Raw genomic sequence first — 15,909 nt, forward strand, 5'->3', positions numbered from 1 at the left:
ACAAGCTCATTCCAGGCACATGAAGCGCAGGATAGATTCCTGCAAAGCATGTGCTTCTTTTTTTGGTTTATTTTCGGTATGATAGAAACAGCTCGGGAACTGACGGTCTCGTCCTTCTCTTCAGGCGAAATCAAGAAAAGGAGGTTACGACTACGATGGATTGTTTGTTTTGTAAAATTGCCGAAGGCTCCATTCCTTCCAACAAAGTGTACGAAGATGACAAATTTCTGGTATTTCATGATATCCAGCCGGCGGCGCCTACCCATGTTCTGATTATACCGAAGAAACACATTGCGACCATGAACGATGTGGCTGCCGAGGATTTGGCTCTTATTGGTGAAATGCACAAGGTAGCTCAGAATGCTGCCAAGAAGCTGGGAATTTCGGAGAGCGGCTACCGTCTAATTAATAACTGCGGTCCTGATAGCGGACAGGCTGTGTATCATATTCACTACCATCTGCTTGGCGGAGCGAAGCTAGGGGCATTGACCGGAATTTCCGATTCACATGCCTGATTTTGGAATTGAATTTAACTGGATATAAAAAAGAAAGCCACTCACGGTTGACACCCTATTTCCTTTTCACCTATAATGAAAGTTGATGAACCGTGTTGTGCTCTTGGACGGTCTGGTCGGAGGGAGGGAAAACTGGTGTCTGAAACTAAAGTTCGCAAAAACGAGACTATTGATGCTGCACTTCGTCGCTTCAAGCGTTCCATTGCAAAAGATGGAGTCTTGGCTGAGGTGAAGAAACGCAAGCATTATGAGAAGCCAAGCGTGAAGCGCAAGAAAAAGTCCGAGGCTGCTCGTAAGAGAAAGTTTTAGGAGGATTTGAACTACCATGAATCTTAGCGAGCGATTGAACGAAGATATGAAGCAAGCGATGAGGAGTAAAGACAAGCTGAGACTCTCCACCATTCGAATGGTTCGTGCAACGATTAAGAATCTTGAAATAGATTTGAAAAGAACTCTGGACGACAACGAAGTGCTTGATATCCTAAGTCGTGAAATCAAACAGCGCAAAGATGCCCTCCAAGATTTTCAAAAAGCAGGCCGTGATGACCTCTCTGCTCCTTTGGCGGAAGAGATCAAGATAATTGCCGAGTATCTTCCCGAACAACTTTCTGAAGAAGAAATTAAAGTCATTGTACAGCAGACCATCCAGGAAACCGGTGCTTCTTCGAAAGCCGATATCGGGAAAGTAATGAGCGCCCTCATGCCTAAGGTCAAAGGCCTTGCAGATGGTAAGCTTGTTAATCAGGCAGTTCAACAGCTATTGCAATAACAAGTACGAAACACCCTCTAGTGATAGAGGGTGTTTTTTCTTATTTGAAACGAAGCAAGACATCGTTCGTAGTACATAATAGGATAAGGTGTTAAAATTTACATAAGGGGAGGGGTTCTTGGTGAAGCGCAAGCTAAGGCTAGTCATGTGCCCGACATTGATGCTGGTGTTTTTGCTCATAAGCGGATTTGCTTCGGCATTAGTGTCTGATGTCGAAGCTGCCTCTGCTCCAGCTAAGATGAGGTCAGGAACAGTCTATGTTATACCGCTGGATCAGAAGATTGAGTCAGGGCTGGAGAAATTTCTGGAGCGCGGATTTAAGGAAGCGAAGGATCAGGGAGCAGCTCTAATCGTCCTTGAAGTGAACACGCCGGGAGGGCGGGTAGATAGTGCTGAGAATATCGGGCAAATGATTGCTGGAAGCTCTGTTCCCACGGTTGCTTTTATTCAAGGGAATGCGGCTTCGGCTGGCAGCTACATCGCACTTCATGCGGATAAGATTGCAATGCGGCCGGATAGTGCAATTGGAGCGGCTGCGCTCGTTGACTCCTCAGGACAGGCGGTGAATAGTCCCAAGGAGATTGCTTATTGGAAAAGTAAAATGAGTGCGGCGGCGGATCTTCAGCATCGAAACCCTAGAATCGCCGAGGGGATGGTAGATCCCTCTCTCACGGTGGATATGCCTGAGATTAACCGAACCAAAGAGAAGGGTCAAATTATTTCATTAAGCAGCAGCGAGGCACTGAAAGTAGGTTATGCCGATACCCTTGCGGACAGCACGGATGAAGTTATTCACTGGATGGGATACAGCGGCGAAGATACAATTCGGGTAGAACGGACACTGGCTGAGAACGTGGCGATGTTCCTCACGAATCCGATTGTTATGACGATTCTTCTGTTTCTGGGAATTGCAGGAGTAGTAATCGAGCTTCTCGTGCCCGGCTTTGGGGTGCCTGGAATACTTGGAGTTACAGCTTTCGGACTATATTTCTTCGGTAATTATATCGCCGGATTCGCGGGTATTGAGACAGGCGCACTATTTGTTATCGGTCTGGTGTTAATGGCGATCGAGCTGTTTGTACCGAGTTTTGGGATTCTTGGCATTCTGGGTTCCCTGTGTCTGGTTGGAGGAGTAGTTCGGGCTGCCTATGATACCCAGCATGCGCTTAGATCGCTAGGCATTGCTTTTCTTGCCGCGTTAGTGGTCATTGTTATTGTGGTATGGATCTTCAAGGAACGCGGGATTTGGAACCGGTTCGTTCTACGTGACGAATTGACCACAGAGAAAGGTTACAGCTCTATAAAAGAGAGAAAGGAATTGCTTGGACTCGAAGGAACCAGTCTTACTCCACTACGCCCTGCAGGGACCGCTGCAATTGGAACCGAACGCATTGACGTTGTGACTGAAGGCGGGTTCATTAAAGCAGACACGCCGGTAAAAGTAATTAAGGTAGAAGGAACTAGAGTGGTGGTTGCAGAAGTCTGATACGTGTGGAATATGGAATGAGCCTGGCTCATTCCTATGACTATAAATAATACACTTTAGGAGCTGATACACTGTATGTTGGATTCATCATTTGTTGGAATACTTCTCATTGTGGTAATCGCCATTATTGTGCTGAGCGTCTTCTTGAGCTTCTTCCCGGTGATGCTGTGGATTTCCGCACTTGCATCTGGAGTGAGGATCAGTATATTAACCTTGGTCGCTATGAGACTTCGCCGGGTTACGCCGGCTCGAATCGTTAATCCGCTCATCAAGGCTCATAAAGCTGGTCTGGGTCTATCGATTAACCAGCTCGAGAGCCATTACCTGGCCGGTGGTAACGTGGACCGGGTAGTCAATGCCCTGATTGCTGCTCAGCGCGCGAATATTCCGCTGGAGTTTGAACGGGCCGCGGCCATAGATCTGGCTGGACGTGATGTGCTGCAAGCCGTTCAGATGAGCGTTAATCCAAGGGTCATCGAGACTCCGGTTGTCGCGGCAGTCGCAAAGGACGGGATTGAAGTTAAAGTTAAAGCACGGGTTACGGTACGTGCGAACATTGACCGCTTGGTCGGGGGTGCCGGTGAAGAGACCATTATCGCACGTGTTGGTGAAGGTATTGTCACCACGGTGGGTTCAAGTAACTCGCATAAAGATGTACTGGAGAACCCCGATATGATTTCTCGAACAGTTCTGAATAAAGGACTCGATGCAGGAACAGCATTTGAAATTCTCTCGATTGATATTGCGGACGTAGATGTAGGTAAAAATATCGGTGCATTCCTGCAGACAGAGCAGGCTGAGGCGGATAAGCGGATTGCCCAGGCCAAGGCTGAGGAACGCAGGGCTATGGCTGTAGCCCAAGAGCAGGAAATGAAGGCCCGCGTTGTCGAGATGCGTGCTCGCGTTGTGGAATCGGAATCCGAGGTTCCCCTGGCTATGGCTGAGGCTCTCCGGGGCGGTCAGATTGGAGTACTTGATTATATGAATCTCAAAAATATCGAAGCTGATACCAATATGCGCAGCTCCATCAGCAAGCCAGGTGACCCATCTTCTTCAACCAAGGATGACGAATAGGCGGTGCTCTAAATGAATGATCTGCTGGAATGGGTGCAGAGCCATCTTTATCTGGTCATTGTAATCGGATTTGCGATCTTGTCTATGCTGGGTAAGAAGGGCAAGATTCAGGGTGGCGGTTCTAACCGGATGCCTACTTTCGGAGGGGGCTCAGGCCAAGAGCCTAAGGTTGGCGGGCAGCCCGAAAATACTGGCCCTAGCACTCTTCAGTCTGTTGGGCAAGCTAATGAACCGGGCCGAGCGTCAGATCAGACACTGGATGAATGGGGGAGGAATATTCTGAGTCCTTCCGTGAACTGGGCGGAGCATGAGGAGAATTCAATTGGTCAAAAGTCCGCGGAAATTGAGGAAGGTCGGGAGGCAGCTGAAATTATTAGCTTGCAGCGCAAGCTTGAACAGCTTGAACGAACCAACCGCTCCCTTGTCCGTGAACTGAAGCGTAAGAATCTCCCAGGGTCTGGGTCCTCATCTACCTTAGGTGAAGGTACATCTTCTTTGAAAGCAAGCGAGTTGGCAGAAGGAGTTGTCTGGGCTGAAATTCTAGGTAAGCCTCGTGCGAAGCGTCCGTATATGTTTAAAAGATAAGTTTTGAGGGCTGTATCCATTTGGATCAGCCCTCTTTCTTTTGTATAAGTCCCGAGCTTCCTTCGCCCGAAAAAAGATTCCTAACCCTCATAAATCTGCATTCTCCCGCATAATTTGTACAGTATGGGAAGGAGGACTGCCGATGAGCCGTTTTACCCGCAAACTACGCAAATGGTCGGTCGATATTCTCGACCTCCCTCAGGATCTCGTAATGGATCTGCCGAGGCTCACGATGGTTGGCAACAAGCAGTTGCTGATTGAGAATCATCGCGGTGTCCTGCATTTCGCACCAGATAATCTGAGACTGGCACTTCCGGAGGGCTCTCTTTCGGTAGTGGGCAGCAGTCTAGTTATAAAAGCGATTATGCCTGAAGAAGTGTTAATTGAGGGTGATATAGCAGCAATCCAGTATCTTGGAACGGGGGAGAAACGATGAAGACACCGGGATTAAGCAAATTACGCGGTTCGGTGAGGGTAACCATTCGAGGGCAGCGCATTGAAGCGTTTGTAAATGAACTGGCCAGAGAGCGGATTGAGGTATGGAATCTCAAATCACTGGGGCCTAATCGTCTTGAGATGGAGGTTGTTATCTCCGATTATTACCGGCTTCGCCCGCTCCTCAAGAAGACAAGCTGCCGAGTGCATGTGGATCAGAGAGACGGACTGCCCTTTTTTTGGAACCGGGTATTTAAACGAAAATGGTTTATCGTCGGTTTTATCCTTTTTTTCCTCATGATCTTTGGATTCTCTTCCATGGTGTGGGATGTTGAGGTGAAAGGGAATGTGAAAATTCCAACCGAGGATATTCTGCTTGCGGCCAAAGAGGAGGGGATCTATCCGTTTCAGTGGATCTATCGTCTGCCCGAACAGGACAAGCTCTCCAAGGATTTGACAAGAAAACTCAGCGGAACCTCCTGGGTTGGCGTTTCAAAGACAGGGACCAAGGTTACGATTGAAGTGGTGGAGGCGGCGCAGCCCAAAAATACGGAGCTCCTCAGCCCAAGACATCTTATCAGTAAGTCAGATGCCGTAGTGACACATATTTTTGCCGAGAGAGGACAGCCAGAGGTATCGAAGAATGATCATGTGAAGAAGGGAGCTACACTAATTTCAGGAATCCAGGGCGAACAAGCTGTGGTAGCTAAAGGAGATGTACGGGGTCTTGTCTGGCATGAGTATACGATTGAGGCACCGCTTGTGCGCAAGCAGAAGGTCTATACGGGAGAGAAGAAAGAGAAGGGGTATCTTTATTTTGGCAGCACGGCTATTCAGATCTGGGGCTACGGCAAAGTAGGGTATGAACAATCGCAGACGCTTACCCAGCTCGATCCGCTGACCTGGAGACACTGGAAGCTGCCTATAGGCTGGATGTCCGAAGACGTGATGGAGGTTACGGAGCTTGAGACTAAACAATCCGTGGAGCAGACGGTGACACGTGGACTTGAAAGAGCGAAGCTTGATATCTTGGCGAAAAACGGAGCAGACGCTCAAATTATACAGCAAAAAATTTTGCATGAGAAGACAGACAATGGTAAAGTTTATATGAAAGTGCTTTTTGAAGTGGAACAGAATATAGCGGAAGAACTTCCGATAGTTCACGATCAAGGAGAATGAGGCTATTTGTCAGAGCAAACCGTAAGCATCAAGATACCGCTGCTAAGCGCAGCAGAGGGGCTGTCTTTATTCGGCCCTCAGGATACTTTTCTTAAGCTGGTTGAGGAGAAAGTAGAAGTACAAGTGGTTTCGCGGGAGTCGGAGATTACGATTCGCGGAGAGAGAAGAAGCGTTGATGTGGTTCAGCAGCTGTTCGAGGTCCTTCTGCAGCTCATTCGTAATGGGTACATTCTCACTGAACGCGATGTGCTGTATGCGATTGATCTCGCCCTAGACTTACGCGCTGACCAACTGCTTGATTTATATAAAGGTGAGGTTGCGATAACTTACAGAGGCAAGCCGATCCGCGTGAAGACAATTGGGCAGAAGCACTATGTCACAACCATCAAGAAAAGAGACGTTGTATTTGGAGTAGGCCCAGCTGGTACCGGCAAAACCTATTTGGCTGTAGTTCTAGCCATCACAGCGCTGAAGGAAGGCTCGGTCAAGCGGATCGTACTTACAAGACCTGCCGTAGAGGCCGGAGAAAGCCTAGGCTTCCTTCCTGGTGATTTGCAAGAGAAAGTAGATCCTTATCTGCGTCCCTTGTATGATGCGCTGTATGATGTAATGGGACCTGAACAGACCGCCAAGGCTCTGGAGAGAGGACTAATCGAGATTGCTCCTCTTGCTTACATGCGCGGGAGAACCCTTGATGACGCTTTCGTTATCTTGGATGAAGCCCAGAATACAACGCCTGAGCAAATGAAAATGTTCCTTACACGTCTCGGCTTTGGCTCTAAAATGGTAATCACCGGGGACGTAACCCAGATTGATTTGCCTAGAGGCAAGAAATCCGGATTGGTTGAAGCCAAGTCCGTTCTTAAGAATATCGATGAAATCGGCTTCGTCTATTTCGATGAGTCGGATGTAGTACGTCACTCGCTTGTTCAGAAAATCATTATCGCTTACGACCAGGCTGCAGAGAATCAGGACTAGCAGCTCAAGGGGAGCAACCGTCGATCTAAAGAGAGAATTCCCACAAATATTTAGGTACTTTCAGAAGATAGAGAGGGCTGTTCTATGACCTCGAAGGAAAAGTCGAAAAGCAGTACATTTCAATCCAGAACGGCAGGATGGAAACATAGCGTACCTGTACGCTATGTTCTGTTTTTGCTGTTTGTTGTTTTATTTTATGTCAGTCTGGCTCCAAAGCTTTTGCCTGAACGCTACAATATTGTTATTGGGCAGCCTAGTGACAAAGAAATTCTGGCACCCGTCCAGATTCCCAATAACAAAGCGACGCTCAAGGCACAGGAGCAGGCAGCTGAGAAGCAGAAGGATATTTACAAAATCGTGCCGCTTCGTAATGAAGTGCTCATTGCCCAGATTCTTGACCGGATTCTGCGTTTGAATCAGGATGATCAGGTCTCGAGAGAGGACAAGACTTCGATCTACCGGCAGGAGCTTCCCAGCAAGGCTCAGGAATACGCTCAGAGTTTTATTTTGAACAATAAGCTGTCTTCAACCTATTCGGAATCTCTGCTGGAAGAGATGAAGAAACGGATTAATGAACAGGCTTATCATATTTCTGAAGAGACATTTATCAAGATTCCTCGTCTTACACCTGAGGACATCAGTGAAATGAAGCCTGTAGCGAAGGATATTGTATCCCGGCTCATGAGTGATCAGGTTACCGAGGCTCCTGCGGTACGCGCTAAGGTAGCTGAGCAGGTTAATTCCAGTATGCTGAGTAAGCGAATCTCCCGTGAGGTGGTTCAGGAGCTCATACGGCTGGTGATTACACCAAATAATTTCAGGGATGATGAGGCGACTAAGGAAGCCAAGGTGATGGCTAGAGAGAGTACCGAACCCGTGTATATTAAACAGGGGGATGTGCTTGTCGCCAAGGGTGAGCGTATTACCGAGGAAATGTATAACCTGCTGGATCAGAACGGGCTGCTAAAGGATGAAGTCAACTACTGGCCTCAGCTGGGCCTGCTGCTGATGTCGCTTCTGTTCGGTTTCGGTCTTATTATGTATATGCGCCAATCCGAGGGAGCCGCCAGGTTCAAATATAACAATGTACAGCTGACCATGCTGCTACTAATCTTTGCGATCACGATTTTATCTATCCATGTGGTTAATATTCTGCAGAGCCCGCAGCGCCCTTATATCGGGTATCTAGCCCCGATCGCTACAGGAGCTATGCTGATTACCCTGCTGATCGATATCCCGCTGGCTTACATCAGCTCAATCGTGCTAGGAATTTTGGCAAGTATAATATTGAACAGCCATCAAGGGCAGATTTTTGACTTCCATTTTGGCTTCTTCGCGGTCATTATATCGTTCGTATCCATATTCTCGATTCACCGTGCCAGTCAGCGTTCCACAATCCTTAAGGCGGGAATTATGGTCTGCCTGTTTGGATCCCTGTCTGTGTTCACCCTTGTTCTGCTTAACGAGAATGGCTGGACACAGTCTAATACGCTGTATGCGATTGGATTCGCTTTTGCCGGTGGGCTCTTGACCACGATTCTGGTCATTGGTCTGATGCCATTCTTTGAGGTATCATTCGGAATTCTCTCCGCCCTCAAGATGGTGGAGCTGTCCAATCCTAATCATCCGCTGCTAAGGAAGCTGCTTACGGAGACGCCTGGAACCTATCATCACAGTGTTATGGTCGGCAATCTGTCTGAAGCGGCGGCGGAAGCCATTGGTGCGAACGGGCTGCTCTGCAGAGTCGGATCGTATTATCACGACATTGGGAAGACGAAGCGGCCGAGCTATTTCATTGAGAATCAGAACAATATTGAGAACCCGCACGATTTTATTGATCCCAAGCTGAGCAAGTCGATCATTGTGGCCCATGCGCGGGATGGAGTGGAAATGCTTAAGGAATATAAGTTGCCCAAACCGATTCGGGATATCGCCGAACAGCATCACGGAACTACCTTCCTGCATTTCTTTTATCACAAAGCGCTTAAAATTGCTGAGGAGCAGGGGCTTGAGCCTGACTTTACGGAGACAGATTTCCGTTATCCAGGTCCGAAGGCACAATCGAAGGAAGCCGCGGTTGTCGGGATTGCCGATAGTGTTGAGGCCGCGGTAAGATCGCTTCGCAAACCTACGGTTGAGCAGGTCGAATCCATGATTGAGAAGATTATAAAAAGCCGTCTTGATGACCATCAGTTCAACGAGTGTGATCTGACAATGCGGGAGCTTGATGTGATCGCCAAGACGTTGAAAGAAACGGTAATGGGCATCTTCCATTCACGGATCGAATATCCGGAGGAGATTAAGAAGCCAAAAGGAAATGATGAGAAAGACAAGGGGCGTGAAGTGAGTGGGTCTGAAGCTGGCTTGGAACAATGAGCAGGAAGATTTTGAGATCAGTCAGGAATTAATAGAATTGCTTGAAAAAGCTCTGGATATAGCAGGTGAGGCCGAAGGAATAGTTGATGGAGAGGTGGATCTCACCTTCGTCAATAACGAAGCCATCCATGAGCTGAACAAGGAATACCGGGGGATTGACCGGCCAACGGATGTATTATCTTTTGCGATGAATGAATCCGTGGATGAAGAACCGGAGATTCTGTACGAACTCGAAGAGGGTCAGAGTCTGGATGATATTCCGGATGTACTTGGAGATATTATTATTTCAGTAGAACGGGCTAAAGAGCAAAGTGAGGAATACGGACACTCGCTTGAGCGGGAAATCGGCTTTTTGTTCGTACACGGTTTCCTGCATCTGCTGGGCTATGACCATCAGGATGAAGCCAGCGAAGCTGAAATGATGGCCAAGCAGGAAGCTGCTCTCTCACAGGTCGGCCTCGTACGCTAATGAAGCGAAGTCATACATGGAGTTCCACATTCCGTTATGCAATTGAAGGCATAGGGTACGGGCTCAAAACACAGCGCAATTTACGCGTTCATGTCATTTGCGCGGTGCTGGCGGCCGGTGCGGCCGCCTTTTTCCATTTAACACCGGTCAAGTGGGCCATTCTGCTGCTAACAATCGCACTCGTCATTGCGCTGGAGCTTATCAACACCGCCATCGAGTCGGTGGTCGATCTAACAAGCCCGGATCTCCATCCTCTGGCCAAAGCCGCCAAGGACACTGCCGCTGGCGCCGTTCTCGTCTCAGCGATCTTTGCAGTGATCATCGGTATTGTCCTGTTCTACGCCCCCGTACTCGAGTGGTTTTCAGGAAAGTAACCAATTATACAACTGCGTTTTGAGACTCTAACATGGCTCGGAAGTAGAGCGCATCCCGCAGGGACAGCGGCTCCCAGCACGGAGCAGCACAAACCCGCTCCCGCCGGTGCTCCACAGGTAAAGCGTGTCCCGCAGGGACGACAAGCGGCTCATCGCACACATTCTCAAAGTGCCGGCAGGAGCGCCGCAAGTAAAGCGTGCCCCGCAGGGGCGGCAAGCGGCTCAACGCACCAACAGCAGCCCAGGCGCACCAAGCTACCCACATTCCGCCAAACCACAGGGTGTCCAGAGGGCAGAGCCCTTGGGGCCCTCCCTAAGCAGGGAGGGTTTGGGTGGGTATGAAAAGAAATGTTTTTACAAAAAAAAGGAGTATTCCAATGACACCTAAATTCAAATCCGGCTTCGTTGCCATCGTCGGGCGCCCTAATGTGGGCAAATCGACATTAATGAACCAAGTCATCGGGCAGAAAATTGCAATTATGTCCGATAAACCGCAAACCACGCGTAACAAAATCCATGGGGTATATACGACTCCAGAACTGCAGATCGTGTTCCTGGACACCCCGGGAATTCATAAACGCCAGTCCAAACTGGGTGATTTCATGAATCAGACTGCGCTTAACACTTTAGGCGAAGTTGAAGCCGTGTTATTCCTTGCCGATGCCTCGGAAGGATTTGGAGGCGGTGACCGGTTCATTATTGAGCGCTTGAAAGGTATCCGTACTCCGGTCATTCTGATCCTCAATAAAATTGACAAAATAGAGCCCGAGCAGCTGCTGCCTCTGATCGAGGAATATCGTAAGCTGAACGATTTTGCCGAGATCATTCCGATCTCTGCGATGCATGGTAACAACGTGGGCACGATGCTGGATCAGATCGCTAAATATTTGCCAGAAGGACCGCAGTATTATCCGGATGATCAGATCACGGATCACCCGGAGCAGTTCGTATGCGCCGAGTTGATCCGGGAGAAGATCCTTCAGAATACACGTGAGGAGGTTCCGCACTCTATCGCGGTTACGATTGAGGATATGAAAGTGGAGAATAATGGAGTCGTTCATATCTCGGCGGTTATTTATGTTGAACGGGATTCACAGAAAGGCATCATTATTGGCAAACAAGGGGCCATGCTCAAGGAAGTCGGCCGATTGGCCAGACACGACATCGAGAACCTGCTGGGCTCCAAGATCTTCTTGGAATTGTGGGTTAAAGTCAAGAAAGATTGGCGTAATCAGGAGCGTGTTCTGAAGGACCTTGGCTTCCACAAGAACTCCTAGGAATTTGTATACTGGGAGTTATTGCAACACATAGTTCGGATTCCACAGCACATCCTAATCTCGTAAATGCAGCGTCATTTTCTGAGAGGGGATGTGTACGTATGCGTGATTTCTCGTGGAATTATTTTACGAACAGTGGGGATGTCGATGCCTACCTGCTTTATAAAGCGGCCACTGTCCATGCAGAACAGGAACCGGAAGCCGTGGATGAATTGATCCTTGAAGAGGAAGCGAATTAACCGCTTTGTGAAAGTCAAGATCAGCTTGGGGGAGGGTACATGCTTTACAGGGTGGAGGGGATAGTCATCCGCAGCATGGATTACGGTGAGGGGAATAAGATTATTACGATTTGCACGGCCACCCATGGCAAAATCGGGGTGCTTGTGCGGGGAGCTAAGAAATCGAAAAGCCGCCATGCTGCGCTGACCCAGCCTTTTACAAATGGGGAATATCTGTTTTTCCGAACGGGAAACGGACTTGGTACTTTAAATCAAGGTGAGATTCTGGAATCTCACCATCTTTTACGTGAAGATCTTATTTTAACTGCTTATGCTTCTTATGCTTGCGAGCTGCTGGATCGGACACTCCAGGATGAAGAAGTTGGGGCGTTCTGGTTCAATCAGCTGAAGGCTTGCCTTGAGGCTTTATCATCGGGAAAAGATCCACAGGTTACCGTGCATTTGTTCGAAATGAAAATACTTCAAGCCGCAGGCTATGGGCCTGTCCTCGATCAATGCGTATCGTGCGGCAACGAGAACGACCCGGCAGTCGTCAGCCCACGTCTCGGCGGTGTACTATGCCGAAGATGCAAGCATCACGACCCCGCGGCGATGACGGTTACGCCGGGGACGCTGAAGCTGCTTAGGTTATTCGCCAAGCTTGATCTGAGGCGCCTTGGGAATATTGATGTCAAAGACAGCACGAAAGCTGAAATGAAAGTGGTTATGCGCGCTTTTATGGATGCTCAGCTTGGTCTTAACTTGAAATCGCAGCGTTTTTTGGATCAGCTGGATAAATATGAACTGGAATAGCTAAGGCAGATGAAGTCAAAGCTTGCTCTCAGAGTTTGACTAACATCATGAAATCATTTATTATGGATTAGAAATTCTCTCAAAGAGAACATGCGTTGAACGGGAAAGTAATGGATTGCGGTTCTTGGATTAAGCGATTCGGGGATGGTGTAAGCCCGAAAGGACGAATTCATGAAAATGGCACCCGGGAGCATGAAGCGAACGGAAAAGTGGATACAGCAATAGCTGGGGTTACCCCCGTATAGCAGCTGTATCAAGTAGGGTGGAACCGCGGGATCAGCTCTCGTCCCTATGTCTGTACAACAGGCGTAGGGTCGGGAGCTTTTTACTGTTCTTAATGGTTGTAAGTCAAATCCCGCTCACTGCGTCCAATAAATACGTAAAGGAGAATGGTGTTCATGAATTTTCAGCAAATGATCCTTACACTGCAGCAGTTCTGGGCCGAACAGAACTGCATAATCGTGCAGCCTTATGACACGGAGAAGGGTGCGGGTACAATGAACCCGATGACCTTCCTGCGTTCTCTTGGCCCAGAGCCTTGGAAGGTGGCATATGTGGAGCCATCCCGGAGACCGTCGGATGGACGATATGGGGAGAACCCGAACCGGTTGTATCAGCATCACCAGTTCCAGGTCATTATTAAGCCATCCCCGGACAATATTCAGGAAATCTATTTGGACAGCTTGAAGGCACTTGGAATAGATGCTCTTCAGCATGACATCAGATTTGTGGAAGACAACTGGGAGAACCCTTCCTTGGGTTGCGCGGGTCTTGGCTGGGAAGTATGGCTTGACGGTATGGAAATTACCCAGTTCACCTACTTCCAGCAAGTTGGTGGGATTGAGACAAGCCCTGTAGCTGTTGAAATTACTTATGGTATGGAGCGTCTTGCTTCCTACATTCAAGAGAAAGAGAACGTGTTCGATCTGGAGTGGGTGAACGGAATTACTTACGGTGATGTGTTCAAGCACCCGGAATTCGAGCATTCCAAATATACGTTCGAGGTATCTGATACCAAGATGCTGTTCACGCTGTTCAACATGTATGAGCAGGAAGCAGGCAAGGCGATGGAAGAGCATTTGGTCTTTCCGGCTTATGATTATGTACTGAAATGTTCGCATACGTTCAACTTGCTGGATGCACGCGGTGCAATCAGTGTAACCGAAAGAACTGGCTATATCACCCGTGTACGTAACCTTGCCCGTCAAGTGGCAGCGACTTATATGGAGGAACGCGAGAAGCTGGGCTTCCCGCTGCTGAAGAAAGGGGGAGTTACCCATGGCTAAGGATTTATTGTTTGAAATTGGACTGGAGGAAGTTCCTGCCCGGTTCATTCGCGCTGCGATGAATCAGCTTAAAGACCGTATGGTTAAATGGCTGGCAGACTCAAGTATCACACATGGGGAAGTTCAGGCTTTTGCTACGCCAAGACGTCTCGCGGTGCTTGTTCAAGAAGTTGCCGAGAAGCAGGAGGATGTTCATGAAGAAGTAAAGGGCCCTTCCCGCAAAATCGCACTTGATGAGAACGGCCAGTGGAGCAAAGCAGCGCTTGGCTTCGCTCGCAGTCAAGGCGTAGATCCAGAACAGTTCACTTTTAAAGAACTGGGCGGTACCGAATATATCTATGTGAGCAAGAGTACCACGGGCGTGGAGACCTCAACTGTATTGGCAGAGGGGCTTCTGGGTATTCTTCAATCGATGACTTTCCCGAAAAATATGCGGTGGGGCAGTTATGATTTCAAATTCGTTCGTCCTATCCGCTGGATTGTCGCTCTGTTCGGCAAGGAGATTGTGGACATCGAGATTACCGGTGTGAAATCAGGTAATGTGACCCGGGGTCATCGCTTCCTTGGTACAGACACTGTGATTACAGAACCATCCGCCTACGCCGAGGCTCTGCGTGCCCAGCATGTAATTGTGGATGTGAATGAGCGGGAACAACTGATTACTTCTCAAATTAAAGAGCTCGCAGCGTCCAAGGGCTGGAATATTGCCGTCAAAGAAGATTTGCTGGAAGAAGTGCTGTTCCTAGTAGAGGTGCCTACCGTACTGTTCGGAACCTTTGAGGAATCTTTCCTGAACATTCCGCAGGAAGTACTCATTACTTCTATGCGTGAGCATCAACGGTATTTCCCTGTGCTTGATAGTCAAGGTTCACTGCTTCCTTACTTCGTAACTGTTCGAAATGGCGGTTCGGTCGCTCTCGAGACAATTGCTAAAGGGAACGAGAAGGTTCTTCGCGCACGTCTGTCTGATGCTAAATTCTTCTATGAAGAAGATCAGAAGATGCAGATTAAGGATGCTCTGTCCAAGCTTGAAACCATTGTCTTCCACGAGGAGCTAGGAACCGTTGGCGATAAAGTTCGCCGTATTCGTCGGATCGCGGACAGCCTGTCCGAGAAACTGAATCTGGAGACAGGGGCAGCGGAAGAGGTAAGCCGTACAGCTGAAATTTGCAAATTCGATTTGGTTACTCAAATGGTATATGAATTCCCAGAGCTTCAAGGTGTAATGGGAGAAGACTATGCCCGCAAAGCTGGTGAACCCGAAGTGGTGGCCAAAGGTATCTTCGAGCATTATCAGCCTAGATTTGCTGGTGATGCCGTACCTGCATCCATGGTTGGCGCGATTGTCAGCATTGCGGATAAAATGGATACGATTGCCGGCTGCTTCTCAATCGGCATCATCCCTACCGGATCCCAAGACCCTTACGCACTTCGTCGTCAGGCTGCGGGTATTGTACAGATTGTTCTGGAACATAAGCTGCCATTGCTGCTTTCAGACATTTTTGCAATCGCACTGGACGTTCACGAGGATAAGGGCAATCTGAAGCGTTCTGTTCTTGAGATTCGTAAGGATTTGCTTGATTTCTTCGGGCTTCGTGTCAAAAAGACATTGTCAGACACCCTACGTTATGATGTGGTCGATGCGGTAATTGCTGCGGGTTATGATGATGTTGTCTCTGTTGTAGCACGCGGAGCGGCATTAATGGAGACGGTAAATGCGGATTCAGACTTCAAGACTACGGTTGAATCCTTTAGCCGTGTAAGCAATCTCGCCTCCAAGGCATCCGCTGAGAAAGTCAGATCTGATCTGCTTCAGGAAGAGGCAGAGAAGAACTTGTATTCTGCATGGCAGAAGGTGTCGGGTGATTACCGCGAGCAGCTGTCGGAGAGTAATTCAGCTGGCGCGCTTGAGCTGCTCAGCAGCTTGAAGCCAAGCATCACAGGCTTCTTCGATTCCGTAATGGTTATGGCTGAGGATGAGCAGATCCGGAACAACCGCCTTGCGCTCCTGGCGGCGATTGAAGAGGATTTGAAGACATTTGCCGATTTCAGCAAGCTGGTCTGGGCTTAGAATA

Annotated in this window: 18 protein-coding genes; all 18 read left to right on the plus strand. The window is 48.6% G+C overall.

Features of this window, described 5'->3' with window-relative positions; translation table 11 throughout:
* Nucleotides 1-155 precede the first annotated feature (155 nt).
* The 18 genes from ACRRNK_RS07225 to glyS all read left to right on the plus strand — a co-directional run bounded on the left by ACRRNK_RS07225 (nucleotide 156) and on the right by glyS (nucleotide 15,905).
* Nucleotides 156-515, plus strand: a complete 360-nt coding sequence (locus ACRRNK_RS07225; RefSeq protein WP_433946086.1) for a histidine triad nucleotide-binding protein — start codon at nucleotides 156-158, stop codon at nucleotides 513-515.
* A gap of 135 nt (nucleotides 516-650) precedes the next feature.
* Nucleotides 651-824 carry a 30S ribosomal protein S21 gene (gene rpsU, locus ACRRNK_RS07230; RefSeq protein ID WP_005547957.1) on the plus strand — a complete coding sequence of 58 codons (174 nt, stop codon included), beginning with the start codon at nucleotides 651-653 and terminating at the stop codon, nucleotides 822-824.
* Nucleotides 825-840: 16 nt separating this feature from the next.
* A complete protein-coding gene (locus tag ACRRNK_RS07235; protein WP_433946087.1) occupies nucleotides 841-1,284 on the plus strand; it encodes a GatB/YqeY domain-containing protein in 444 nt (147 codons plus the stop codon).
* 160 nt (nucleotides 1,285-1,444) lie between these two features.
* Nucleotides 1,445-2,770: an NfeD family protein gene (locus ACRRNK_RS07240; protein ID WP_433946826.1), complete on the plus strand. Its 1,326-nt coding sequence runs from the start codon at nucleotides 1,445-1,447 to the stop codon at nucleotides 2,768-2,770.
* A 75-nt stretch (nucleotides 2,771-2,845) separates the two neighbouring features.
* Nucleotides 2,846-3,844, plus strand: coding sequence for a flotillin-like protein FloA (floA, locus tag ACRRNK_RS07245; RefSeq protein ID WP_433946088.1), 999 nt, complete (start codon nucleotides 2,846-2,848; stop codon nucleotides 3,842-3,844).
* Nucleotides 3,845-3,856: 12 nt separating this feature from the next.
* Nucleotides 3,857-4,429: a hypothetical protein gene (locus tag ACRRNK_RS07250; protein WP_433946089.1), complete on the plus strand. Its 573-nt coding sequence runs from the start codon at nucleotides 3,857-3,859 to the stop codon at nucleotides 4,427-4,429.
* A gap of 142 nt (nucleotides 4,430-4,571) precedes the next feature.
* Nucleotides 4,572-4,865, plus strand: a complete 294-nt coding sequence (yqfC, locus tag ACRRNK_RS07255) for a sporulation protein YqfC (RefSeq protein ID WP_433946090.1) — start codon at nucleotides 4,572-4,574, stop codon at nucleotides 4,863-4,865.
* Nucleotides 4,862-6,043: a sporulation protein YqfD gene (gene yqfD / locus ACRRNK_RS07260; protein ID WP_433946091.1), complete on the plus strand. Its 1,182-nt coding sequence runs from the start codon at nucleotides 4,862-4,864 to the stop codon at nucleotides 6,041-6,043. Before yqfC ends, yqfD begins: the two co-directional genes overlap by 4 nt.
* A gap of 6 nt (nucleotides 6,044-6,049) precedes the next feature.
* The gene (locus ACRRNK_RS07265; protein ID WP_433946092.1) at nucleotides 6,050-7,021 is read left to right on the plus strand and encodes a PhoH family protein; all 972 of its coding nucleotides are present in this window, start codon (nucleotides 6,050-6,052) and stop codon (nucleotides 7,019-7,021) included.
* Between the two features lie 84 nt (nucleotides 7,022-7,105).
* The gene (locus tag ACRRNK_RS07270) at nucleotides 7,106-9,397 is read left to right on the plus strand and encodes an HD family phosphohydrolase (RefSeq protein WP_433946093.1); all 2,292 of its coding nucleotides are present in this window, start codon (nucleotides 7,106-7,108) and stop codon (nucleotides 9,395-9,397) included.
* Entirely contained in the window at nucleotides 9,369-9,866 is a 498-nt protein-coding gene (gene ybeY, locus ACRRNK_RS07275) for an rRNA maturation RNase YbeY (RefSeq protein WP_433946094.1), read from the plus strand. Before ACRRNK_RS07270 ends, ybeY begins: the two co-directional genes overlap by 29 nt.
* Complete coding sequence (locus ACRRNK_RS07280) at nucleotides 9,866-10,240, plus strand: diacylglycerol kinase family protein (protein ID WP_433946095.1); 375 nt, start codon at nucleotides 9,866-9,868, stop codon at nucleotides 10,238-10,240. The genes ybeY and ACRRNK_RS07280 overlap by 1 nt, the downstream gene beginning before the upstream one ends.
* 377 nt (nucleotides 10,241-10,617) lie before the next feature.
* The gene (gene era / locus ACRRNK_RS07285) at nucleotides 10,618-11,517 is read left to right on the plus strand and encodes a GTPase Era (protein WP_433946096.1); all 900 of its coding nucleotides are present in this window, start codon (nucleotides 10,618-10,620) and stop codon (nucleotides 11,515-11,517) included.
* Between the two features lie 101 nt (nucleotides 11,518-11,618).
* Nucleotides 11,619-11,756, plus strand: coding sequence for a YqzL family protein (locus ACRRNK_RS07290; protein ID WP_433946097.1), 138 nt, complete (start codon nucleotides 11,619-11,621; stop codon nucleotides 11,754-11,756).
* A 39-nt stretch (nucleotides 11,757-11,795) separates the two neighbouring features.
* The gene (recO, locus tag ACRRNK_RS07295) at nucleotides 11,796-12,548 is read left to right on the plus strand and encodes a DNA repair protein RecO (RefSeq protein ID WP_433946098.1); all 753 of its coding nucleotides are present in this window, start codon (nucleotides 11,796-11,798) and stop codon (nucleotides 12,546-12,548) included.
* 95 nt (nucleotides 12,549-12,643) lie between these two features.
* Complete coding sequence (locus ACRRNK_RS07300) at nucleotides 12,644-12,793, plus strand: hypothetical protein (RefSeq protein WP_433946099.1); 150 nt, start codon at nucleotides 12,644-12,646, stop codon at nucleotides 12,791-12,793.
* Nucleotides 12,794-12,946: 153 nt separating this feature from the next.
* Nucleotides 12,947-13,834, plus strand: coding sequence for a glycine--tRNA ligase subunit alpha (gene glyQ, locus ACRRNK_RS07305; protein ID WP_433946100.1), 888 nt, complete (start codon nucleotides 12,947-12,949; stop codon nucleotides 13,832-13,834).
* The gene (gene glyS, locus ACRRNK_RS07310) at nucleotides 13,827-15,905 is read left to right on the plus strand and encodes a glycine--tRNA ligase subunit beta (protein ID WP_433946101.1); all 2,079 of its coding nucleotides are present in this window, start codon (nucleotides 13,827-13,829) and stop codon (nucleotides 15,903-15,905) included. The genes glyQ and glyS overlap by 8 nt, the downstream gene beginning before the upstream one ends.
* Nucleotides 15,906-15,909: the final 4 nt, after the last annotated feature.

Origin of the sequence: Paenibacillus sp. SN-8-1, assembly GCF_050995535.1 — a bacterium.
Taxonomy (GTDB): Bacteria; Bacillota; Bacilli; order Paenibacillales; family Paenibacillaceae; genus Fontibacillus.